The sequence below is a fragment of the Brevibacillus sp. MER 51 genome, from assembly GCF_023714195.1.
Taxonomy (GTDB): Bacteria; Bacillota; Bacilli; order Brevibacillales; family Brevibacillaceae; genus Brevibacillus.
Genome location: NZ_JAMAUS010000012.1, coordinates 31,746 through 51,952, shown reverse-complemented (window position 1 = coordinate 51,952; position 20,207 = coordinate 31,746). Strand labels below are relative to the sequence as shown.

Sequence of the window (20,207 nt, the reverse complement as noted above, 5' to 3'; positions counted from 1 at the left end):
TTTTTTCCTTTTAATGAATCGCGTTCTTCTTAAACTGCCCACCGCGCACATCGTGAATATTGCCCACAGCCAGGAAGGCATTCGGGTCCACTTCTTCCACGATCAGCTTCAGCTTGGCTTCTTCCAAACGCGTAATAATGCAGAAAATCACTTTCTTGTCGTCTCCGGTATAGCCGCCTTCCCCATTCAAATAGGTAACGCCACGACCCAGACGAGCAACAATCGCATCTCCCAAATCCTTGTGATTGTCGCTAATAATCCATACCGCTTTCGACTCCTGGAAGCCTTCGATGGTCAGATCGATCATTTTGAATGCAATGTAATAGGCGATCAGCGAGTACATCGCGCGATCCCAACCGAATACAAATCCGGCACTGCTCAAAATGAATAAGTTCATAAACATTACGATCTCACCAACGGAGAACGGAGATTTCTTGTTAAGCAGTACAGCGACGATCTCTGTACCGTCCAGAGAGCCTCCATAGCGGAGAACGAGTCCTACGCCAATCCCTAGAAGTATGCCGCCAAAAACAGCTGCAAGCAGGGGATCATCCGTTAGCCCTTTGACAGGGTGAAGGAGTGTCGTTCCAATTGACATGATCGTAACCCCAAAGAGGGTTGAGAGTGCAAACGTTTTTCCGATTTGCTTATACCCTATAATTAAGAAGGGCAAGTTAAGCACGAAAAGGAAAACGCCAAGAGGCAACCCAGACAGATGCGAGGTAATAATCGAGATACCTACGATTCCACCGTCAATAATATTGTTCGGTACGAGAAAAATCTCGAGCGCTACCGAAAACAGGGAAGCACCAATCAGGATACCGAAGATCCTCTTGAGCAATTTTCCAATGGGTAATTTCTGATGAGCCGATTTAGCAAGTGGTTGTTCCATCGTTCCTCTCCCCATTGTGAAATTTTTTACTTACTTAGCTATTATAGCATTCATTCTTATGCGATTACTGCACAATTACACTTTTTAGTAAAAAATATTCCATTCAGACTTGTTCAGACTCATTTTTACACTTGAAATCTCGCTCGGGCGTGAAGTTGGAAGTAGCGAGTGTTCTGTATTGACTGGCTATACAGAAATTGCTATTTTCAAACTGTTAGGAAAATAGTTGGGGGGAAGCATGATGGGTTTCTTGAAAGCGGAGATAGAAGTATCATCATCTATAGAGTTGGTTTGGTGGGCATGGACACGAAAGGAACGGCTTGTGCAGTGGTTTGCTCCTGATGCAACGATTGAGCCGTACCTGGGTGGAGCGTATGAATTGTACTTCCATCCAGCCAATCGCGACCAGATGGGGACGAAAGGTTGCATCATTACCCATTTAGAACCGAAGGAGCGCCTTGGCTTTACATGGAAGGGACCGGATGAATTCGCAGATACCATGAATCACGAGGATGCTTTGACTTATGTGCTTGTCACCTTGTCTGAAGCAGAGGGGAAGACACAAGTATTGGTCGAGCATTTCGGTTGGAAAGAGGGAGAGGAGTGGGAAAAGGCTCGGAGCTGGCACGAAATGGCTTGGTCCCATGTTCTGGGGAGCTTGAAATCTGCACTTGAATCGGACAAAGGAGATCTGTGCTGTTCTCCACAGGCTGCCCATCAAGGATAGATTTTGGGGATTCGTCCGTCATGGCGTGCCAATAGACGTGATCTTTGCGCTTACCCGTTTTGATAGGAAAAGAGGAGACATGAATGACAGCATCGATACTATTGTTTATTTTGGCGGGATTGGCGGAAATCGGCGGGGGGTATTTGGTATGGCTGTGGCTAAAAGAGTCCAAGCCATACTGGTACGGTATTGTCGGGGCGCTGATTCTGGTGTTGTACGGAATTATTCCCACGCTTCAAAGCTTCCCTTCCTTCGGGCGGGTATATGCCGCCTATGGAGGGGTTTTTATCATTCTTGCGGTTTTTTGGGGATGGTTGGTGGATAAAAAGACACCCGATTTGTATGATTGGGTGGGGGCCATCATCTGCTTGGTCGGAGTAAGTGTCATCTTATGGGCGCCGCGCCAATAGCTTGAGAGTGGAGGTTGAAATGAAGAGCTTCGAGGATTTGTACTGCGAAAAGGATTCAGCGATGGAAGAAATAAAAAAATGGCAATCAGCATCAGAGCGGAAAATTACCCTTCTTCCATCTGAACAGGAGAAAGGGAAAAAACAGCTTGTTGATTTACAAGTGACGACGAGGTCAACGCTAGGTGCTGTTGCTTTTGAAACAGGTGGGATTCTGATTCACCAAGGCTGGCTAAGGATTCTAGGGTCTGGCCATCCTCATTTACCTCGTTCCATCACTTCTTGGAATCAGCAATGTGCCTTGAATCAGATGTTGCTGGTAGCAGACGATGTCATTGGGGGATTCTTTGCGATCAATGGTGGAATGTTTCCGGATTCGGTAGGCGGTATATGGTATTTCGCTCCGGACAGTCTTGCGTGGGAGGATCTTGAAATTGGCTATACCGACTTTTTGCACTGGGCAATGACCGGGGATATCCATACGTTTTATGAGACATTTTTCTGGAAGGATTGGGAGAAGGACGTTTCCAAGCTAAAAGGCGATGAAATGTTTGCAATCTATCCTTTTTTGTGGTCAAAGGAAGCTCGTGAATTAACGATGGAGGGGTGCTCCAAAAAGCCGGTACCTGCATTGGAAATTTGGGAGATGAGCAAGAAAGTTGAGTAAAGGAAAGAGCGGCCCACGAAGGACCGCTCTTTTGCTTTTAGTGTTTGGTTGCTGCAACTTCTGCCTGAGCGCTGTGATGATCCAAGTACTCATCTGGACCGATAATTCCCGCAGCACGATCTTGTTTTTCCAGTTCAAGGGCTTTCGGTACGGAGAGCCAGTAAGCAAAAGCAATCCCGATAATACCTGCGCCCAATTTACCAAGCATGACCGGCAAGATAATGTTTGGTTGGAAGTTTGCCGAGAAGGACAAGTGATCACCCAACAAGAAAGCGGAACAAACCCCGAAGGAAATGTTGATCACCTTGTCTTTTGGCGGCATGGAACGAATGAGACGGAACATCGCCAGGATGTTCGCGCTCGTTGCGAGCAAGCCTGCACTACCAGAAGGGCTCATGCCTAGCTTATTACCCAATACTTCGAGTGGCTTCGCTGCATATTTACGCAGCATGTAAACCATTGGGAACGCACCTGCGAGCATGATACCGATGTAACCAGCGGTCTCCAACGCACGGTATTGGTCGGTTGGATCGGCGATGATCGGATCGAAGCCCCATGCTCCGAAAATCTTTGTAAAGATGCCAGTAAAGTGTTGCACGATCGAGAATACGAGTACGAGCTTGATAGCTGCATCCATTGTCTTTCCGAAAATCATGAAGCCTTTAATCATCAAGTCTGGCAGGAAGCGCAGACCAGCAGCAATTGCTAATACGAAGAACAAAATTGGTGAAAGGTTCAGAAGTACCTGTCCGAAGCCAATGGCAAAAGCATAAGTGGATTCAGCATTCGTCGAGATTTCATTGCGAACCTCTGCATTTGTCAAAACCAGAATGGCACTGGAGATAAAAGCACCGATCGGAACTGTCAAAATTCCGGACATTACGCCAAGCGCCATGTATTTATGGTCGCGCTTGTCCAACATAGCAAGTCCCATTGGGATGGAGAACACGATCGTAGCACCGGCCATCAGACCGACGATCATCGCCATAATCCAACCTTCCGTGGAGGTCTTCAGGAGGTTTGCCAACTGATAGCCACCCATGTCAGATGCGAGAATCGCAGTTGCCGCAATCGCAGGATCTGCTCCAATTTTGTTGAAGATGGGTGATACCGCTTTTTCAACGAACCAAGAGATGTACGGGAGGGATGCCATAATACCGGCAGCAGGAACGAAGATGTAACCTGTTGAGTGAATCCCTTCCATGAACTCCTTACCGAGACCCTCATCGCTGTTGCGGATCGCGGCAATGGCACCAATTACTGCACATAACATGATGATGTAAATAATAACGCTTCCAATGTGCTCCATGGATATCCCACCTTTTTGCGGATGTAAACAATAAAAGCACTTAGGATCTCATTAAATAAATGAGATATACCCTAAGCGCCTTTGCTTACTTGTATGAACTTGTTTACAGGTAATGGTAATAACAGCCAACTGGAACCGCTTTCATAGCTCGCTAAAAATAAACGGAAAATACATGTCGCGTTTATTCCATATGTGTACATTCTGAATATTTTATGCTAGAAAGCGCCGTTGCTTTACTCTGCATTATAAAGAGATTATATGGGGAGGCATGGCTAATGTCAACTGCCCTTTAGGAACAAAGAACGAATTATGTGAGGAAAAAGTGCTGGAAAAAAAAGCCGCCCTTGTTATTCGCAAGGGCAGCTTTATGTGTAATTTACAGTTTTACTACGTTCTCAGCTTGTGGACCACGGTTGCCTTCAACCACGTTGAATTCTACGCGTTGGCCTTCTTCGAGGGTTTTGAAACCGTCGCCTTGGATTGCGCTGAAGTGAACGAATACATCGTTTCCGCCTTCAACTGCGATGAAGCCATAACCTTTTTCTGCGTTGAACCATTTAACTGTACCTGTTTGCATGGGTGTTACCTCCAACAAAATAAAATGAATATGTAACTTTTATTTATATAAAATAAAATTCACACATTGTAAAAGGTTCAAACATAAGTGTAAACCCTTTACAATATGTGAACGCTTTAAATAAGAATCTTTTGTTTAAGCTAATACTATCACAGACGACAGAGGAAAGCAATCGCTCAATACACGAAAGGACGGCCCGAATAGGAAATTCTGAGCCGTCCATTACAAACATGGAGCAAAATGTTACTTAGGAAAAGAACTTCACTCTCTCATCCAACGATTGGAATTGTTTTTCAGCTGGTTGAGCGGTTGGCTTGCCAAAAGGCATCTGTGCTCTCAGCTTCCATTCGCTAGGGAGCTTCCACGTTTGTTGGACTTCTTCATCGATGAGTGGATTGTAATGCTGCAAGGAAGCACCGAAGCCCTCGGTTTCCAAAGCAGTCCATACAACATACTGAAGCATTCCGGAAGATTGCTCGGACCAAATCGGGAAATTATCTTTGTACGCTTCGAATTGCTGCATGAGGTTTTGGACGACGTTTTGGTCTTCAAAGAAAAGAACAGTGCCGTAGCCGCTACCGAAGGAGTTCATTTTTTCTTCTGTGGCTCCGAAATTTTCAGCGGGAACGATTTTACGCAGCGTTTCTTTGGTAATGTTCCACAGCTTATCGTGCTCCGTACCCAAGAGGACGACAACGCGAGCGCTTTGGGAGTTGAATGCGGATGGTGTGTATTTTACTGCTTCCTGTACGATTTCTTTAATGCGTTCATCAGAGACAACATTTTCCTTGCTGATCCCATAGTACGTTCTTCTGTCTTTTACGGCTGCAATAAAATCCTTACCCACTTTGCATTCCTCCTGCAACTTGTTTTTACACTAACATGATGCATTATTAGGGAGAAGCTTATTCAATGTTTTGTTTCTTACATTTCGTAATTAAACATAAATTTCTGTGCAACTATTGTAAACATCTGGGTTTGCTAATAGCGATAAGTAAACTTTTTTTCGGTTAAAATGGGATGAGAAGGTTCGAATTAGTAAGGAGGATATTATGATTACCAAAATGGCAACGGTAGCTGTTTACGTAGAAGATCAACAACGGGCAAAGGTGTTCTGGACAGAGAAGGTTGGATTTGAAGTCAAGCAAGAGCACCCGATGGGACCAAACAGCAGTTGGCTGGAGGTAGGACCAGCAGGTGCCCAGACTGCTTTGGTACTCTATCCGAAAAGTATGATGAGCAACTGGCAGGAACAAAAAGCCTCGATCGTTTTTGAATGTACAGAAATTGAAAAGACGTACGAGACTATGCGGGCGAACGGTGTTGTTTTTCAAGGAGAACTGAACAAGATGCAGTGGGGGACCTATGCGACTTTTCAGGATGAAGACGGCAACAGCTATTTGCTAAAAGGATAAGCGAAGTGACGACCTCGGGCCAAATGCGGCTGGAGGTTTTTTTACAGGACAAATCAAACAATCGCGCGTACGAGGTAATACATATGCGTAGTAGGCAGACCGTCAGAAGTCGCATAGCGGTCAAAAATCGGCATAACACTCTCCATGTGTTGTTCGATGGCGGACGTGAGAATAGTGGGACTTTGCCCAAAGCAACGCATGCGAATGACATCGAGCGGGGCCTGAAGATACTCGGTGGCAATCACGGTCTGAATATCCACTCGCTGAAAAGCGGCTTGTCTCAGTCTCTCCTGCAGATTTTTCAAGATCAAGGTGTCTGCTGTACGTGAACCAAATAAATGAGGAAACCATTCGAATAATTCGGCGGACAACTGATCGCCCGGATGTAATCCAATGAATGAGCCTCCTCTTTTGACGACGCGTGCTATATCTGGATAGGCGGAGGTAGGTCCCTTGCGATTGTAGGCGCAATCGAACGTATCGTCATGGAAGGGGAGGGTATATTTCGTATTGGTGACAACGAAGGAGACATTTTCGGGTGTTTGCGTACGGGTCTTTTGCACAAAGTTTTCTGTCACATCCAAGCCGACGATCTCTTTGGCGGAACGGCTCCAGTGCAGTGTGAATGCGCCATGCCCGCAGCCGATGTCAAGAACGGATTGATTCGGAACGATACGACTAATTTCTTCCATAAAAAGCGACTCGCCATTCGGTTCTGTAATGGTAGAGCGCCACGGGTATACGTATTCACCCGTCATTTTGCCCAACTGTGTGTACCAGGACAAAGAGTGGGGAGCTAGCCAGTCGGGATGGGTGTTCGGATTCGGTGGATGAAGCATGATCGGTCACCTCTCATCTAACGGAAATGGACAACAGGATTCATTGTAAGTATTTCCCTGTCTTTTGACAAACTTTTTAAACGGCTTTACATAGACGAAAAGTAGCGATAACGTGGAAGGTGGAAAGCGGTTGAAAGGAGCCAGGGCAAATGATTTTGTCACAACAATATAGAAGCATTTTGGTCGTGACCTCCGTTGACGCAGAACGGGATGCAGTGATGCGCGGCCTTCAAGGAGATGAGCGATTCACTGTTATCGCTGGGGGAGTAGGGCCGGCAGCAGCCGCAGCGAGTACAGCCAGAGCACTTGCATGCGCGGACTATGATCTCGTCATTTGTGCTGGTATATGCGGTGGATTCGTGGGACAAGCAGAGATCGGGTCGCTGGTTGTCGCAACTGAGATTATTTGTGCCGATTTGGGTGCAGAAACGCCTGAGGGCTTTTGCAGTGTGGACGAGCTCGGATTTGGATCAGCTCGGGTGAGAGTTGATCAGGAGTTGGTCGAACGGCTGGCCAATTCCATGAAAGAGGCAGGCTTGGTCGCCAAAAAAGGCATCATCCTCACACTATCCACCGTGACGGGAACAGCGGAAACAGCGACGGCTTTGGCACAGCGGATGCCAGAAGCACTAGCTGAAGCGATGGAGGGGTACGGCGTTGCGACTGCTGCCGAGTCTGCTGGACGACCTGTTCTGGAAATTCGCACGGTATCGAATGCAATTGGACCGCGGGATAAATACGCTTGGCGGATAAAAGATGCGTTGGAATCTTTGGAAAAGGGAAGCTCTGTACTACGGGAGGTACTATCATGAAAATTGCATTTTCTCCATGTCCGAATGACACTTTTGTTTTTCATGCCTGGGCACATGATTTGATTCCGGGAGCGCCAAAGCTCGATATTATGTATGCAGATATCGATATTACGAATACGCTTGCTGCACAGGGAGAAGGCCCGGAAGTAATGAAAATCTCCTATGCGGCATTGCCATGGGTGATGGACAACTACTCGTTGCTCCCTTGCGGCGGTGCACTGGGCAGAGGATGCGGGCCACTCGTTTTGACGCAAGGAAATTCTGGCGAGAGCGCGAATGATCCAGCACGCCTGTCCAACAAACGGGTAGCGGTTCCGAGTGAGCGCTCCACAGCTTATCTACTGTTCCGGCTCTGGGCTGCACAAAATGTCCCGGGTGGTGTAGGGGAGATCGTCGTCATGCCGTTTCATGAGATTATGCCTGCTGTACGTGACGGCAAGATCGATGCAGGACTCGTAATCCACGAGGCTCGTTTTACGTATCAAAAATACGGGCTGTCTCTCATGACTGACTTGGGCAACTGGTGGGAGTCTGATACCAATCTGCCGATTCCACTGGGTGCCATTATTGCGAAAAAATCAATGGACATCGAGGCTCTGACCAATTGGACGCGCTCCTCTGTGGAATATGCGTGGGCGAATCCGACTGCGTCACAAGAATATGTCATGTCCCATGCCCAGGAGTTATCTTTGGAGGTAGCGCAAGCGCATATTAACTTGTACGTGAATGAATTTACGAGAAATTTGGGTAACGATGGTTATGCAGCTGTCGAGGCGTTGCTCGGTCGTGCAGCCGAGGAAGGGCTTGTACCGGCATTTGATTTGTCGACATTACGGCGCTAGCTAATTCAATAGTACGAGGGGGCAGCTAACCATGGTTGCCCCCTTTTCCTGTTCGAGGGAAGCGTTATCCAGCGTAGATCAATCCACATGCCAGCCGTTTTCCGCTATTTCCTGCCGGCTGTGAATGGAAGTCATCCGGACTTTGATGGATGATCAAGCTTCTGCCGACGACATCTGCTGCACTGATTTTGTTTGTGAAAAAAGTCATTCGTGCATAGCCGTCATTGGAAAACAGCACGGGAAAGTCGCCGACGTGGTTGCCATGTGGTTGTTGTGTAGGGTTCCAATGACTGCCTGCTGCGGTAAAAGGATCTTCCGGATTTCCTACCGTGCAGACGCCATGCTCATGCAAATGAAAACCAAATGGCCCGATTTGCTGCTGATTGCCAGTGGCTGGCTGGAAAGCGGGGAGGCCGCTGACTTCGACGAACACTTCGGTGCCGTAGGGGACATCGGTAAAAACAACGTAGCCGTGCAGGTTCGGTGCCAGTGGGCCACCCTGAATTTCGGCAAAAGATTGTCCTGTTCTCCGTCCATGTTGGGAGGACACGGCTCGCAAGTCATGTTCATATGGGTATTCATAAGGCTGATATCCATACATGTTATACACCACCTTACTTCATGAACCAGTTTGACATATTTTATGTAAGTGATGGGCGTATGGTTACTGGGCTGGGTAGGAGAACATTGACGTTGATAATTATTTTCATCTACAATCAGGTGGAATTCCCCGGCATGGGCAAAAGGGTGGGCAAAACGTGAAAAGAGTGTTGCTGATAGAAGATGAGATCAATATGGCCCGATTTATTGAACTGGAGCTGCGCTACGAATCGTTTGCGATTACAGTCGCGCATGATGGACATAAAGGACTAGAGCTCGCTTTGCAGGAAGAATGGGATGTCATATTATTGGACGTCATGCTTCCGGGGCTTGATGGTATTGCGGTTTGTCAAAAAATACGCAGCGTGAAAAAAACGCCGATAATTATGCTGACAGCCAGAGACAGTATTACGGACCGCGTCTCAGGCTTGGACAGTGGGGCCGATGATTATATTCCGAAGCCATTCGCGATTGAGGAGCTGTTGGCTCGCATACGCGTCGTGTTCCGCCGTCAGGAAGAACAGGAGAATGTCCCTCGAACCATGCTCGCGCATCGAGGGTTGGTGGTCCATATGGAGGGACGTATCGTCACCAAAAATAATCAACCTGTCGAGCTGACCAAAAGGGAGTACGATTTGCTCGTGACGTTTATGAAAAACATCAATCGAGTCCTGCCTCGCGAGGTGCTGCTCGATACTGTATGGGGTTTCGAGGCGGCTGTCGAGACCAATGTTGTCGATGTATATGTTCGGTATTTGCGCAATAAAATCGATTCCCCCAATGAGGACAGCTATATCTCGACTGTACGCGGGATTGGCTACGTGATGCGAAAATGAGAGGACCATCGAGATTTTTAAAGCTCCCGATCAAATGGAAGCTGACACTCTGGTCGTCGCTTCTGCTTTTTCTTGTATTCATTGGCTATAATAGCTTCCAATACTTTTTTGTAGAGAAGTGGATGTTTAATCAGGAAGAGCAGGTTGTGCAGCAGACAATGCGAGAATTTCTTAACTACGTATTGGAAAAAGAGCAATCTTTTGAGGGCGAGGACCTCACAGAGCTGCGCAGCTTCCTGGAGAAAATCAATCAACGAAACCAGATGATTCGTATTCTGGACGAAGAGGGTAATCCGATTGTTGTCGTATCGGAAAATTTTCAAGATATCACACTGCCACCGCTTCCGCCTGTTCAGTCGATTCGCACCCAGACCCAAGAAGTGCGTGGTGACCTGTTGATCATGAGCAGTCCGCTTACGATCTTTCAATTTAACGGGACAGTGATGATTCTGAAGAATATGAAAGAGTTTGAGCAGTTGAGTGGTGCGCTCTTTCAGGTCATGGCTATTGGATGCTTCACTGCTGTGATTATAAGCGGTCTGGGTGGCAGATTGCTCGCGAGGCAGTTGCTTCGACCCCTGCAATCGATGAATGAAACGATGAGCAACGTCCGGCAAAAAGGATTCCATGAACGTGTGCAGTTTCACGATAATCAGGATGAGATTGCGACCTTGATGAAAATGTTCAATAAAATGATGGATCAGGTGGAGCGTTCCTTTTTGCAGCAGAGACAATTCGTCGAAGATGCCTCACATGAGCTGCGGACGCCGATTGCGATTATCGAAGGGCATCTGGGAATGCTCCGGCGCTGGGGCAAAAATGATCGGGCTGTTTTGGAGGAATCCTTGCAGACATCGGTTCAAGAGCTCGCCAGATTAAAAGGACTGGTGCAGGAGCTGCTCGCTTTGACGAGAGCGGAGCATGTGGAGGTAGAAGAGGATGTCGCGCTCCATGAGCCGGATCGAGCTGTCTATCACATCGTCAAGAAATTCGCCATGATTCAGCCGACATTTACGATTGAGCAAGAACTTGCGCCTTTGGCTGGAGAAATTCTGGCCATATCGGAAGAACACTTGGAGCAAGTGCTACTGATCCTTTTGGATAATGCGGTCAAGTATTCCGGGGAGAGCAGGAGAGTCTGCGTGAGGGCCAAGGTGGAAGAAACGGTAGCCTGTATGGAAATCATCGATGAAGGAATCGGCATACCCGAGCAGGATTTGCCGTATGTCTTGGACCGGTTGTATCGGGTAGACAAAGCAAGAAGCAGCGGGGAGAGCGGGTATGGACTCGGACTTGCCATCGCCAAACGATTGCTCACGCGTTACAACGGTATCATAACGATTCAGAGTGTGGAGCAGAAAGGGACGACTGTGTCTATTTTTGTGCCGCTTCGTTCAGCGAATTTCAACCGATCCGCATCTCAAATAAAAAATTGAGGATGTTTTTTTATTTTCACAGCATTTTCTCATTTTTGTTCGATACAATAAGCCTTGTCAATTGGCAATGATATTCATTATCAATAATCAGTGCGATAGAGAGGGAGAATCAAAATGAGAAAAAAATCGATGCTGGCGGTCATGCTGAGTACGATGCTGACGATGCCTTTACTTGCTGCATGCGGAAACGGCGCGAATACTGCCCAGCCGCAAACAGAAGCGCCAAAGGCACAGGAGCCGGCTGCCACAGAGCAAGTCGTGAACGTATTTACTGCGCGTCATTATGATATTGATAGCAAATTGTTCGCTGAATTTACCAAGCAAACAGGCATCAAGGTAAATGAAGTGAAGGGCACAGCAGAAGAGCTGGTTGAGCGCTTGAAGCGTGAAGGGGAGAGCTCCGAAGCGGATTTGTTCATCACGGTTGACGGTGGAGTTCTGAACTACGCGAAGCAAAATGGCGTTCTGCAACCGATTCAATCTGCTGAAGTAGAGAAAAACGTACCGAAAGAGCTGCGTGATCCTGACAACCAATGGATCGGTATGGCTACCCGTGCGCGAGTAATCGTCTATGCGAAAGATCGCGTGAAGCCAGAGCAGCTGTCTACGTATGAAGATTTGGCTACAGATAAATGGAAAGGCAAAGTATTGGTACGCTCTTCTTCCAACCTGTACAACCAGTCACTCGTTGCTTCTTTTATAGAGCTGAATGGCGAGCAGGCTGCTTTGGATTGGGCAAAAGGTCTTGTAAACAATTTCGCGCGCAAGCCTGAAGGTGGAGATCGCGATCAGGCAAAGGCTGTCGTTGCCAAAGTCGGTGACGTTGCGATCATGAACACCTACTATGTTGGACAAATGCTGAACTCCAAAGATGCAGAGGAAGTAAAAGTCGCGCAAAACATCGGCGTTTTCTTCCCGAACCAAGAAACGACAGGCACACACTTGAACATCAGCGGTATTGGTTTGACCAAGCACGCGAAAAACAAGGACAATGCCGTGAAGTTGATTGAGTTCGTCACAGGGAAAGAGGCTCAAACGATGCTGACAAACGGAAGCTACGAGTTCCCTGTCAATGCAGAGGCTGACAAGCCTGCTCTTTTGAAAGAGTGGGGAGAATTCAAAACGCAAAAGCTCGACTTTGCCAAACTCGGTGAGTATAACAAAAAAGCGGTAGAACTGCTGAATCAAGCAGGTTGGAAATAAGCATGACGGGGACACTTTTGCGTAGAAGCCTGAGACGAAAACTGAACGGGTGGGTAACGCTGAGCGTGATAGGGGCCTTTTTGGCCCTTCTCCCGTCTCTTTATATTTTTTTTGGACTCTTTCAAAAACAGAATGAAAACTGGCAGCATATCCAAGAGTACATGCTGCTGGATTACGCGCTGCAATCGTTATGGCTCGTGCTCGGTACCGGAGCCTGTACGATCATCGTAGGTGTGACCTTGGCCTGGCTGGTCGCTACTTACGATTTTCCATTGCGTCGCTTTTTTTCATTTGCTTTCGTGCTGCCGCTGGCGATTCCTCCGTACATCGCAGCATACACGTACGGCTCCATGCTCAGCTATACGGGGAGTATCCAGACGTTTTTGCGCGATGCATTCGGATTGACGCTCGATCAACGCTACTTTGACATCATGTCGATGAAGGGCGCTATTTTTATTTTTACGTTGTTTTTGTTCCCGTACGTCTATTTGATTACGAAAACCTTTCTTGAAAAACAGAGTGCTGTGTTCATTGAAAATGCCAGATTGCTCGGAAAAAACCAAACGCATATCTTTTTTCGCATCGTCCTGCCTATGTCGCAGGCAGCCATCGTCGGTGGTGCCAGTCTTGTGGCATTTGAAGTGCTCAATGATTTTGGAGTGACGAAGCATTTTGGGATTCAGTCTTTTACAGCGGCGATTTTCAAGACGTGGTTTGGCATGTATGACGTAGAATCGGCCATTCGTTTGTCCGCCTGGCTCATGACCTTGATTATCGGGATCTTTATCGTTGAGCGACTCGTGCGTAAGCGGAAAAAATACAGTTCGCCTACGAACAGGAGCACGCCGCTTACACGCAGAAAACTGCGCGGAATCCCGATGTACGCTGCTGTAATCTTCGGATTGGTTATTGTTTCATTTTCGTTTGTGATCCCTGTTGGGCAGTTGATTGTCTGGGCGACGTGGACGTATGGGGAAGTGTTGAACGAGACCTTCTGGAAGCTCTTGAGCAATACGCTGTTCATCTCTTGTATCTCGATCACCATCTTGATGCTGCTCGCGGTAATCGTTGCGAATGTCATCCGATTCTCCCGAGGCTCGATATTTGCTGTGGCACTGACGCGCTTGATTTCCATGGGCTATTCTATTCCGGGCGCAGTCTTGTCTATTGGAGTAATGGCGGTGATGATGTCCGTAGATAAAGAACTGAGTTCCTTCTATAGCTGGCTGGGCTTGGGCGCAAACAAGCTGGTACTCAGCATGTCTTTGTTCATGCTGACGTTTGCCTACATCATCCGCTTCCTTGCAGTTGGATTCAATGCAGTCGAAGCGGGGTTTGAAAAGACGGGAAACCGCTATTCAGAAGCGGCACGTATGCTCGGGATGAGCATGACACGGACATTTTTAAAAGTGGATTTGCCTTTAATCAAAGGGGCTGTACTCACCGGTTTTATCTTGGTGTTCATGGAAATCGTGAAGGAATTGCCGCTTACCTTGCTTCTTCGTCCCTATAACTTCGAGACGCTGGCAACAAAGGCGTATCAATATGCGAGCGACGAACAAATTCACCAGGCCGCGATTCCTTCGCTCTGTATCATTGCGGTGGGAATCGTCTCCGTTATTTTCTATCACTGGTTAGGAGAGAGACAGGCAAAATGACTTTTTTTGAAGTGAAAAACCTGACGTTTGGTTATGCAAGCGGGAATGGCAGCGTCATCCGGGATTTTTGCTTGCAGATGGAGCAAGGGGAAGTTGTTGGGCTACTCGGAAATAGCGGTTGTGGAAAAAGTACATTGCTTCGCTTGATAGCCGGACTGGAGTCCCCGAAGAGCGGGCGCATCCAGATCGATGGAAAAGTGTTGGTCGATCAGGGGCAGTTTGTGGAGCCAGAGCAACGCGGGATCGGCATGATTTTTCAAGACTATGCGCTGTTTCCGCATTTGACTGTCGAGCAAAACATCTTGTTTGGTCTGCATCGATTGTCCAAAGCAGAACGTCTGGTTCGTTTGAAAGAGATGCTGGCACTCGTGCAGCTCGAAGGCTACGGCAAGCGATATCCACATGAGCTGAGCGGGGGACAGCAGCAGCGTGTCGCATTTGCGCGTGCACTGGCGCCTAGGCCGGCGATCTTGCTGATGGATGAGCCATTCAGTAATCTGGATGCCGAGCTGAAAACGAAAATACGCGATGACTTGAAGCGAATGCTGCGGGCTGCCAAGATGACGTCGATCCTGGTCACACATGACAAAGCAGATGCGGAAACGATTTGTGATCGCATCATTCGCATGACTCGCTAAGGGCAAAGTGCAGCTTTCAGCCTCTAAAGTGCATAGTCGTACCGTGTGTTGTTGTATAATGTGCGTACGACGAAATTTGCAGTGTGCGGTTTGCTGTCTTTTGGTCAGCTCCGTTCAAATAGAGGAGGATGTAACATGAAAATTGAAATTTGGTCTGATTTTGCCTGCCCGTTTTGCTATATCGGAAAGCGCCGTCTGGAAGGAGCGCTGTCTCAATTTCCGCATAAGGATCAAGTAGAGGTCGTATATCGCAGCTTCCAGCTCGACCCGCAGATGGAACGCGATACCGATATGGACATGCATGAAGTACTGGCAGCCAAGTATAGCATTCCACTCGCACAGGCGAAGGGGATGAATGACCAGGTTACCCAAATGGCAAAAGGTGTGGGTCTTGATTATCATTTTGACACGATGATCCCGACCAATACATTTGATGCGCACCGCTTGACGCACTTTGCCCACGCTCATGGAAAAATGAAGGAAATGAAGGAGCGACTGCTCAAGGCATACTTTACCGAATCACTGCATCTCGGTGACCACGAGGTGCTGGCACAGCTTGCTTCTGAGGTGGGCTTGGACAAGGAAGCGACGCTCGCCATGCTGGCAGGAGACGAATACAGAGAGCAAGTACAAGAGGACAAACAAAGAGGCAACGATTTGGGTGTCACGGGCGTACCGTTCTTTGTCATCAATAACAAATATGCAGTCTCTGGCGCGCAGCCAGGTGAAGTCTTTTTGGGAGCATTGAACCAGGTATGGGAAGAAGAAAGCGCAGCTCCTGCTCTGAAATTCGTGCAGAACGACGAGAAAAAAGATGAGCAATCCGGCGACAATTGCGCAGATGGCTCCTGCAAAATATAAGCGACGCAAAACGAATAACTCAATGCTAGACCCTTAATGCTGTAAATTGGTTATGTTGTTGGTGATACTCTTACAGCAAAATCTCAAAAGCCGATCCTCCTTAAATGAAGGGGAATCGGCTTTTCTCATCGCTTGAAATCACTGAATAACGAGATTATTTCCTAATACTGTGAACTGTTTACCAATATTAGAAGCAAATAGGGATGAAGCAGCGCTAACGCTTCCAATTTGCTTGCCAGAGCTGAAGTCATGACTTCCTTGTAGAGTAATATTCTCGAGACCAAAAAAGAAAAGTGTCAATGTGAGCATTGCCGTATTCTGCGCTTCAGTTCCCTGATGCACGGTGCGCTTCGTACTCGCGTAATTGGCTACATGGTTATTTCCCTCAAACACTTTACCACCTTCATATTGCCACCCACCAGCAGAGTCATCCACATTCGTCAGACTGAGTCGATTTAATGTCAGGTTCATATTAGTTACCTCCCGTAGTTGCCTTGTGCCTTGTTTCTACTGGTCATCATATGCCCTGGGTGCCCAAAGTTGTCGGTATAACATGCCTATTTCCATATGACTCATGATTTGTTATTAAATGGATAATTTTAATCCGCTTTCAGGTCTCACTATCTGCTCCGTTTCTTTGGTGGGCCCTAACAACTCGTTACAGTCTATTTTTGTTGGGAAAATTTTCTTTCCCCCTGAAACAAAAAGGGAACTCATTCGAATAATGGACAGAGCGAAAAATAGCTGGGGCCCCAGCATCACTATCCAAAAAGAGTGAGGAATGAACGAACCATGAATAAATGGACGAAAAGCGTATTGGCAATCATGACAGCGAGTCTGGCTGTTACGACACCCATCAGTTCTATGGCGGCAAAAGAATCGAGCGTAACGGTGCAGGGAGCGAGCAAAGGTGATGGCGCAATCGATGAGAAGCTGATCAGGAAGATCGAAAAGTCTGTTGAGAGACTCGTTCAAGTTGTGCCTTATCTAAGGAACTACCCGATCACCGAATTTGAGATGAACGCAGAAACATCCCGGATTGAAGTGAAAAAGTATCAAACGAAGGAAAAGAAAGCTCCCTTTGTGAGCATGCATGTCGATCAAAATTCAGGTGAAGTAAAATTTTTCAGCCACATCACAGGCAAAGGAGGTTTCTCTTCCACCTATCCCCTAGTGGATGCGAAGAAAAAGGCAACGGAGTTCATGCAGCAATGGTATGGCGAGGATATGGCGGACTATCAGTTGGACGAGGAAGCCTCTAATCGTAATTCTTCGATATTGTTTCGCAAAATGGTAAATGGGATTCCGTTCCGCAATGACACACTGAATTTCGCCATCAATAGCGAAGGGCAAATTCAGCATCTGGCCAAAGGCGACGGGGATGCAGATCCAGAGGAAATGGAACAGGATATCAGCAAAATTCAATTCGCTGATCCCAATAAGGTGCATCCAAAAGAAAAGGCAGAAGCGATGTTTGCATCTGCTATGAAGCCTTACTACGGACAAAGTGCAGATGGGCAAAGCTACAGGTTCTTATACACCCCTTCTTTCGAGGAAATCAATGCGAGCACCGGAGCTGAACGGTCAGCCAAACCAAATGAAAAAATCATTCAGTTCCAACCAAAAGCAAAGCAAACGATCATCAAATCAAAAGAAGAGGCAGCAGCTTTCTTGACAGCTAAGACAGGATACAATCCTACAAAAGGGCGTGCAACTTTTCAGGAAGAGAGCAATCCGAAAACCGGGGTCACCAACTATTTGTGGATGACGGAGGAGGAGGTCATCGCCAATATTTTCTTCGAAACCAAGACAGGAAAGGTCACGAATTATCAAGTATTGGATACAAAACGGAAAAGTGAAGCAGACAAAAAGCTGAACGAAGAGCAGGCGCTAAAAGCTGCCGTGGAAGCCATGTCTGAGTTCCTTCCTCTTACCGATAAAGAAATGGCCGTCACTGCGAATCGATATGAACCCGATCAAAATTTGTACAACTTTGACTTTACCGTGCTTCATCAGGGGTATCCGGTAGATGGTATGCTTCGACAGGCGCACGTAGATGCAGCTACGGGAAAAGCAACTTTACTAGATTGGAGAGTCTCTCAAACGATCAAGCTCCCGGATATCAAGAACGCTATGACAAAAGAGGAAGCAGCCAAGAAGTTTCTTAAAAAATATCCGCTGAAGCTGTATTACTCCTTAAATGAGGAAAATAAAAACATGGCCGAGCTCGTTTATATTTCTCCACTCGTTTCTAACGAAGAAATCGATGCGCTAACTGGCGAATTCTACACCTATGGAGAAGAGATAGAAACCGAGTAAGAAAGGGGGAAGCCTGTTGTCTGGGGAGTTGGCGGAACGAATTGGGGTTATTTACGAGGCTCACTATGATGACATCTACTATTTTTTGCTCTACTTTACGGGCAGACAAGAAGATGCAGAAGACATGGTGCAGGAAGTATTTTCACGACTGTTAAAAATTTTGCCGAGGTACGATGGTCGGGTCGCCATGAAGACATGGCTTTTTTCCATCGCCAAGCATGTCGCGATTGATCATTACCGCAAACAAAAGTGGCAGCGTTTGTTCTCAGACAACTGGTTGGCCCTCATGAAGTCTACGGAGGGCCTTCCAGAAGAGGAGCTTGCGACAAAAGAAGAGATGCATAGTATTCAACGGGCATTGCAACAGTTGAAGCCTGATCAGCGCATCATAGTAATTTTTCGCTATATAAAGGAGTACAGTGTCAAGGAAACAGCCGAGATTTTGGCGATTCCAGAGACAAAAGTGAGAGTGGACTGTCACAGGGGACTAAAAGCGTTGCAGAAAATACTCGGCAACGGTTGCGAGGAGAGGATTGCCAATGAGTTTGCCAGATGAAAACCACATAGTTGAATTACTGAATCACGTCAGGCAGGAGAGCAACCCACCTCGTCAAGTGTGGAAGCAGATGGGCAAGGAGAGACTCATTCGTGAGGCGTATCGAATGGAGCAAGCAGCGAAGATCAAGCGAGTTGTCGCGGGAGCAGGTTCCCTTGCAGCAGCCGTATTCATGGGTGTTTGGCTGAGCTATGATTCACCGCAGAAGCCATCTGTTGATAGGCAAACAACCATCTCACCTCCAGCCGTCATAACAGCTACGCCACCGCTTGCTACGCCTTCTCCGCCGGTGGAAAGCAAGGCTAAGCCACAGCAGGATCAGGAAGCTACCCCAAAAGCAGGCAACAAAATCGTTCAAAACCGAGCGACTACACGTGATGCTCTACAGCCGCAGTCCATAGCCGAGGAGCCTGCATCGAACCCAACAGATAGGAGTCAACCCATATCAACACGTGAGAAATCACCAATGGAAGATCAGGCAGAGGCCTATTTGCAAAAGAAGCTGGGAGCGCAGAGCAAACAGTTTGAAGTGGATTATTTTCACTCGAATTTGGCCCAGGGAGAAGTGGCTTTTCGCAAAATCATCAATGGCATCCCTCTTCAGGAGAATAGTGCGACGGTCCGTATCTCCCCAAAAACCGGGGAAATGACCTTGCTTCTTTACCCTGATCTCGAAGATAGTGGCGTAGCATCACAGCCTGCCATTCGTGAAGGGACGATCGACAAGAAGAAGGCTGCCCAACAGCTGGGGAGTACGCTTCGACTCGTTTATGCAGGAAAGAAACTACCAGAGCTTCAATATGTAGTAGCATCAGATGTTTTTGTGCAAGCGAAAACAGGCAAACTGATCAGCCAAGCGGGAGCAGAGAAAAAGTCCGTTGCTGTTTCGGGACAAGGAAAACCACTCGTGCTGAAAACTTCTGGTGAGGTGGCAAAGCTGCTTGAGCGCAAGTTGGGCATAAAGGTGGAACAAAAAGCATTCATCGGTGTAAATCCGCATGGTATTTCATATTCCTGGAACGATGGGCAGGGCAACGGCGTTTCTGTTGAGACGACAGATGACGGAGCATTTCTCGGGTATTCACGGATGGCTACAGATGAACGTAAGTACCAACGAGAAACGACCTACGAACAGGCACAAACAATGGCGATAGCCCACCTGGAGAAATTCCTCCCCGCGGATGTTCGTGAGCTGTCACTGGAAGCGTCGCAAGAGTCACCTAGCACCATTCAGTTTACCTTTGCACCGAAGGTCAACGGGATTCCCGTCATCGATCATCCTTATAAAGTGTCGGTCGAGCTGGCTAGCGGGCTTGTTACCGAGCTTACGGGCAATTTTTCGGACTTATCATGGATACAGACCGATCAGACAGCAAAAACGCTCTCCAAGGAAGAGGCACTTGATCAATTTGTGCAATATGCTCCATTGGAACTCGTGTACTTGCCCGCGGAAAAGGGGGCAGAGCCAGTACTTGCTTACCAAATCCGCCGGGATTCAGAACAGCCATGGGCAATAGAAGCCACGACAGGCAAGGTCATCAACTAAAAAGCAAGCAACTTACTTCCATGAAAAGACGCTTCATGGAGGTAAGTTGCTTTACTGATTCGAGAAC

General features: G+C 47.4%; 22 protein-coding genes. 15 read left to right on the top strand and 7 right to left on the bottom strand.

Annotation, left to right across the window (positions count from 1 at the left end; all coding sequences use genetic code 11):
- Window positions 1-10 precede the first annotated feature (10 nt).
- Window positions 11-892: a YitT family protein gene (locus tag M3630_RS22890; protein ID WP_173611324.1), complete on the bottom strand. Its 882-nt coding sequence runs from the start codon at window positions 890-892 to the stop codon at window positions 11-13.
- A 241-nt stretch (window positions 893-1,133) separates the two neighbouring features.
- Between M3630_RS22890 and M3630_RS22885 the strand changes: the two genes are divergently transcribed.
- From M3630_RS22885 to M3630_RS22875, 3 genes are all read left to right on the top strand, one after another.
- Window positions 1,134-1,619, top strand: a complete 486-nt coding sequence (locus tag M3630_RS22885) for an SRPBCC family protein (RefSeq protein ID WP_251253724.1) — start codon at window positions 1,134-1,136, stop codon at window positions 1,617-1,619.
- A gap of 83 nt (window positions 1,620-1,702) precedes the next feature.
- Window positions 1,703-2,029: a YnfA family protein gene (locus tag M3630_RS22880; RefSeq protein ID WP_047073594.1), complete on the top strand. Its 327-nt coding sequence runs from the start codon at window positions 1,703-1,705 to the stop codon at window positions 2,027-2,029.
- Between the two features lie 19 nt (window positions 2,030-2,048).
- Window positions 2,049-2,693 (top strand): DUF2625 domain-containing protein, encoded by a 645-nt coding sequence (locus M3630_RS22875; protein ID WP_251253649.1) that lies wholly within the window; start codon window positions 2,049-2,051, stop codon window positions 2,691-2,693.
- A 37-nt stretch (window positions 2,694-2,730) separates the two neighbouring features.
- Here M3630_RS22875 and eutH read toward each other — a convergent pair whose 3' ends face one another.
- The 3 genes from eutH to M3630_RS22860 form a co-directional block, all read right to left on the bottom strand.
- A complete protein-coding gene (gene eutH, locus M3630_RS22870; RefSeq protein ID WP_251253648.1) occupies window positions 2,731-4,002 on the bottom strand; it encodes an ethanolamine utilization protein EutH in 1,272 nt (423 codons plus the stop codon).
- A gap of 376 nt (window positions 4,003-4,378) precedes the next feature.
- Window positions 4,379-4,579 carry a cold-shock protein gene (locus M3630_RS22865; RefSeq protein ID WP_048031362.1) on the bottom strand — a complete coding sequence of 67 codons (201 nt, stop codon included), beginning with the start codon at window positions 4,577-4,579 and terminating at the stop codon, window positions 4,379-4,381.
- Between the two features lie 247 nt (window positions 4,580-4,826).
- A complete protein-coding gene (locus M3630_RS22860) occupies window positions 4,827-5,426 on the bottom strand; it encodes a nitroreductase family protein (RefSeq protein ID WP_251253647.1) in 600 nt (199 codons plus the stop codon).
- A gap of 205 nt (window positions 5,427-5,631) precedes the next feature.
- Here M3630_RS22860 and M3630_RS22855 point away from each other — a divergent pair, with 205 nt between their 5' ends.
- The gene (locus M3630_RS22855; protein WP_088910840.1) at window positions 5,632-5,994 is read left to right on the top strand and encodes a VOC family protein; all 363 of its coding nucleotides are present in this window, start codon (window positions 5,632-5,634) and stop codon (window positions 5,992-5,994) included.
- A gap of 53 nt (window positions 5,995-6,047) precedes the next feature.
- Here M3630_RS22855 and M3630_RS22850 read toward each other — a convergent pair whose 3' ends face one another.
- The gene (locus M3630_RS22850) at window positions 6,048-6,833 is read right to left on the bottom strand and encodes a class I SAM-dependent methyltransferase (protein WP_251253646.1); all 786 of its coding nucleotides are present in this window, start codon (window positions 6,831-6,833) and stop codon (window positions 6,048-6,050) included.
- A gap of 149 nt (window positions 6,834-6,982) precedes the next feature.
- Between M3630_RS22850 and M3630_RS22845 the strand changes: the two genes are divergently transcribed.
- Window positions 6,983-7,645: a futalosine hydrolase gene (locus tag M3630_RS22845; protein WP_251253645.1), complete on the top strand. Its 663-nt coding sequence runs from the start codon at window positions 6,983-6,985 to the stop codon at window positions 7,643-7,645.
- Window positions 7,642-8,487, top strand: coding sequence for a 1,4-dihydroxy-6-naphtoate synthase (locus tag M3630_RS22840; RefSeq protein ID WP_251253644.1), 846 nt, complete (start codon window positions 7,642-7,644; stop codon window positions 8,485-8,487). The genes M3630_RS22845 and M3630_RS22840 overlap by 4 nt, the downstream gene beginning before the upstream one ends.
- Window positions 8,488-8,551: 64 nt before the next feature.
- Here the strand turns inward: M3630_RS22840 and M3630_RS22835 are convergent, their stop codons facing one another.
- On the bottom strand, window positions 8,552-9,088 hold the full coding sequence (locus M3630_RS22835; RefSeq protein WP_251253643.1) for a superoxide dismutase family protein: 537 nt from the start codon (window positions 9,086-9,088) through the stop codon (window positions 8,552-8,554).
- A 157-nt stretch (window positions 9,089-9,245) separates the two neighbouring features.
- On the opposite strand from M3630_RS22835, the gene M3630_RS22830 reads away from it, so the two are divergent.
- From M3630_RS22830 to M3630_RS22805, 6 genes are all read left to right on the top strand, one after another.
- Complete coding sequence (locus M3630_RS22830; RefSeq protein ID WP_173611334.1) at window positions 9,246-9,923, top strand: response regulator transcription factor; 678 nt, start codon at window positions 9,246-9,248, stop codon at window positions 9,921-9,923.
- Window positions 9,920-11,359: a sensor histidine kinase gene (locus M3630_RS22825; protein WP_251253642.1), complete on the top strand. Its 1,440-nt coding sequence runs from the start codon at window positions 9,920-9,922 to the stop codon at window positions 11,357-11,359. Before M3630_RS22830 ends, M3630_RS22825 begins: the two co-directional genes overlap by 4 nt.
- Window positions 11,360-11,473: 114 nt before the next feature.
- Window positions 11,474-12,562 (top strand): Fe(3+) ABC transporter substrate-binding protein, encoded by a 1,089-nt coding sequence (locus tag M3630_RS22820; protein ID WP_173611336.1) that lies wholly within the window; start codon window positions 11,474-11,476, stop codon window positions 12,560-12,562.
- 2 nt (window positions 12,563-12,564) lie between these two features.
- Window positions 12,565-14,220: an ABC transporter permease gene (locus tag M3630_RS22815; protein WP_251253641.1), complete on the top strand. Its 1,656-nt coding sequence runs from the start codon at window positions 12,565-12,567 to the stop codon at window positions 14,218-14,220.
- Window positions 14,217-14,858 (top strand): ABC transporter ATP-binding protein, encoded by a 642-nt coding sequence (locus tag M3630_RS22810; RefSeq protein ID WP_173611338.1) that lies wholly within the window; start codon window positions 14,217-14,219, stop codon window positions 14,856-14,858. Before M3630_RS22815 ends, M3630_RS22810 begins: the two co-directional genes overlap by 4 nt.
- A 135-nt stretch (window positions 14,859-14,993) precedes the next feature.
- The gene (locus M3630_RS22805) at window positions 14,994-15,719 is read left to right on the top strand and encodes a DsbA family oxidoreductase (RefSeq protein WP_221868775.1); all 726 of its coding nucleotides are present in this window, start codon (window positions 14,994-14,996) and stop codon (window positions 15,717-15,719) included.
- 138 nt (window positions 15,720-15,857) lie between these two features.
- Here M3630_RS22805 and M3630_RS22800 read toward each other — a convergent pair whose 3' ends face one another.
- Window positions 15,858-16,190 carry a hypothetical protein gene (locus M3630_RS22800; RefSeq protein WP_064203004.1) on the bottom strand — a complete coding sequence of 111 codons (333 nt, stop codon included), beginning with the start codon at window positions 16,188-16,190 and terminating at the stop codon, window positions 15,858-15,860.
- 321 nt (window positions 16,191-16,511) lie between these two features.
- On the opposite strand from M3630_RS22800, the gene M3630_RS22795 reads away from it, so the two are divergent.
- From M3630_RS22795 to M3630_RS22785, 3 genes are read left to right on the top strand one after another with little or no spacing between them, the layout of a single operon-like run.
- Window positions 16,512-18,038 (top strand): YcdB/YcdC domain-containing protein, encoded by a 1,527-nt coding sequence (locus M3630_RS22795; protein ID WP_251253640.1) that lies wholly within the window; start codon window positions 16,512-16,514, stop codon window positions 18,036-18,038.
- Between the two features lie 16 nt (window positions 18,039-18,054).
- Window positions 18,055-18,594: an RNA polymerase sigma factor gene (locus M3630_RS22790; protein WP_251253639.1), complete on the top strand. Its 540-nt coding sequence runs from the start codon at window positions 18,055-18,057 to the stop codon at window positions 18,592-18,594.
- Complete coding sequence (locus M3630_RS22785) at window positions 18,578-20,140, top strand: YcdB/YcdC domain-containing protein (RefSeq protein WP_251253638.1); 1,563 nt, start codon at window positions 18,578-18,580, stop codon at window positions 20,138-20,140. Before M3630_RS22790 ends, M3630_RS22785 begins: the two co-directional genes overlap by 17 nt.
- Window positions 20,141-20,207 lie beyond the last annotated feature (67 nt).

Coding starts and splice junctions, on each gene's coding strand:
- M3630_RS22810 (WP_173611338.1), top strand. CDS start 14,217: ATGACTTTTTTTGAAGTGAAAAACCTGACGTTTGGTTATGCAAGCGGG.
- M3630_RS22825 (WP_251253642.1), top strand. CDS start 9,920: ATGAGAGGACCATCGAGATTTTTAAAGCTCCCGATCAAATGGAAGCTG.
- M3630_RS22805 (WP_221868775.1), top strand. CDS start 14,994: ATGAAAATTGAAATTTGGTCTGATTTTGCCTGCCCGTTTTGCTATATC.
- M3630_RS22875 (WP_251253649.1), top strand. CDS start 2,049: ATGAAGAGCTTCGAGGATTTGTACTGCGAAAAGGATTCAGCGATGGAA.
- M3630_RS22785 (WP_251253638.1), top strand. CDS start 18,578: ATGAGTTTGCCAGATGAAAACCACATAGTTGAATTACTGAATCACGTC.
- eutH (WP_251253648.1), bottom strand. CDS start 4,002: ATGGAGCACATTGGAAGCGTTATTATTTACATCATCATGTTATGTGCA.
- M3630_RS22890 (WP_173611324.1), bottom strand. CDS start 892: ATGGAACAACCACTTGCTAAATCGGCTCATCAGAAATTACCCATTGGA.
- M3630_RS22880 (WP_047073594.1), top strand. CDS start 1,703: ATGACAGCATCGATACTATTGTTTATTTTGGCGGGATTGGCGGAAATC.
- M3630_RS22795 (WP_251253640.1), top strand. CDS start 16,512: ATGAATAAATGGACGAAAAGCGTATTGGCAATCATGACAGCGAGTCTG.
- M3630_RS22800 (WP_064203004.1), bottom strand. CDS start 16,190: ATGAACCTGACATTAAATCGACTCAGTCTGACGAATGTGGATGACTCT.
- M3630_RS22885 (WP_251253724.1), top strand. CDS start 1,134: ATGGGTTTCTTGAAAGCGGAGATAGAAGTATCATCATCTATAGAGTTG.
- M3630_RS22835 (WP_251253643.1), bottom strand. CDS start 9,088: ATGTATGGATATCAGCCTTATGAATACCCATATGAACATGACTTGCGA.
- M3630_RS22815 (WP_251253641.1), top strand. CDS start 12,565: ATGACGGGGACACTTTTGCGTAGAAGCCTGAGACGAAAACTGAACGGG.
- M3630_RS22820 (WP_173611336.1), top strand. CDS start 11,474: ATGAGAAAAAAATCGATGCTGGCGGTCATGCTGAGTACGATGCTGACG.
- M3630_RS22850 (WP_251253646.1), bottom strand. CDS start 6,833: ATGCTTCATCCACCGAATCCGAACACCCATCCCGACTGGCTAGCTCCC.
- M3630_RS22845 (WP_251253645.1), top strand. CDS start 6,983: ATGATTTTGTCACAACAATATAGAAGCATTTTGGTCGTGACCTCCGTT.
- M3630_RS22855 (WP_088910840.1), top strand. CDS start 5,632: ATGATTACCAAAATGGCAACGGTAGCTGTTTACGTAGAAGATCAACAA.
- M3630_RS22865 (WP_048031362.1), bottom strand. CDS start 4,579: ATGCAAACAGGTACAGTTAAATGGTTCAACGCAGAAAAAGGTTATGGC.
- M3630_RS22840 (WP_251253644.1), top strand. CDS start 7,642: ATGAAAATTGCATTTTCTCCATGTCCGAATGACACTTTTGTTTTTCAT.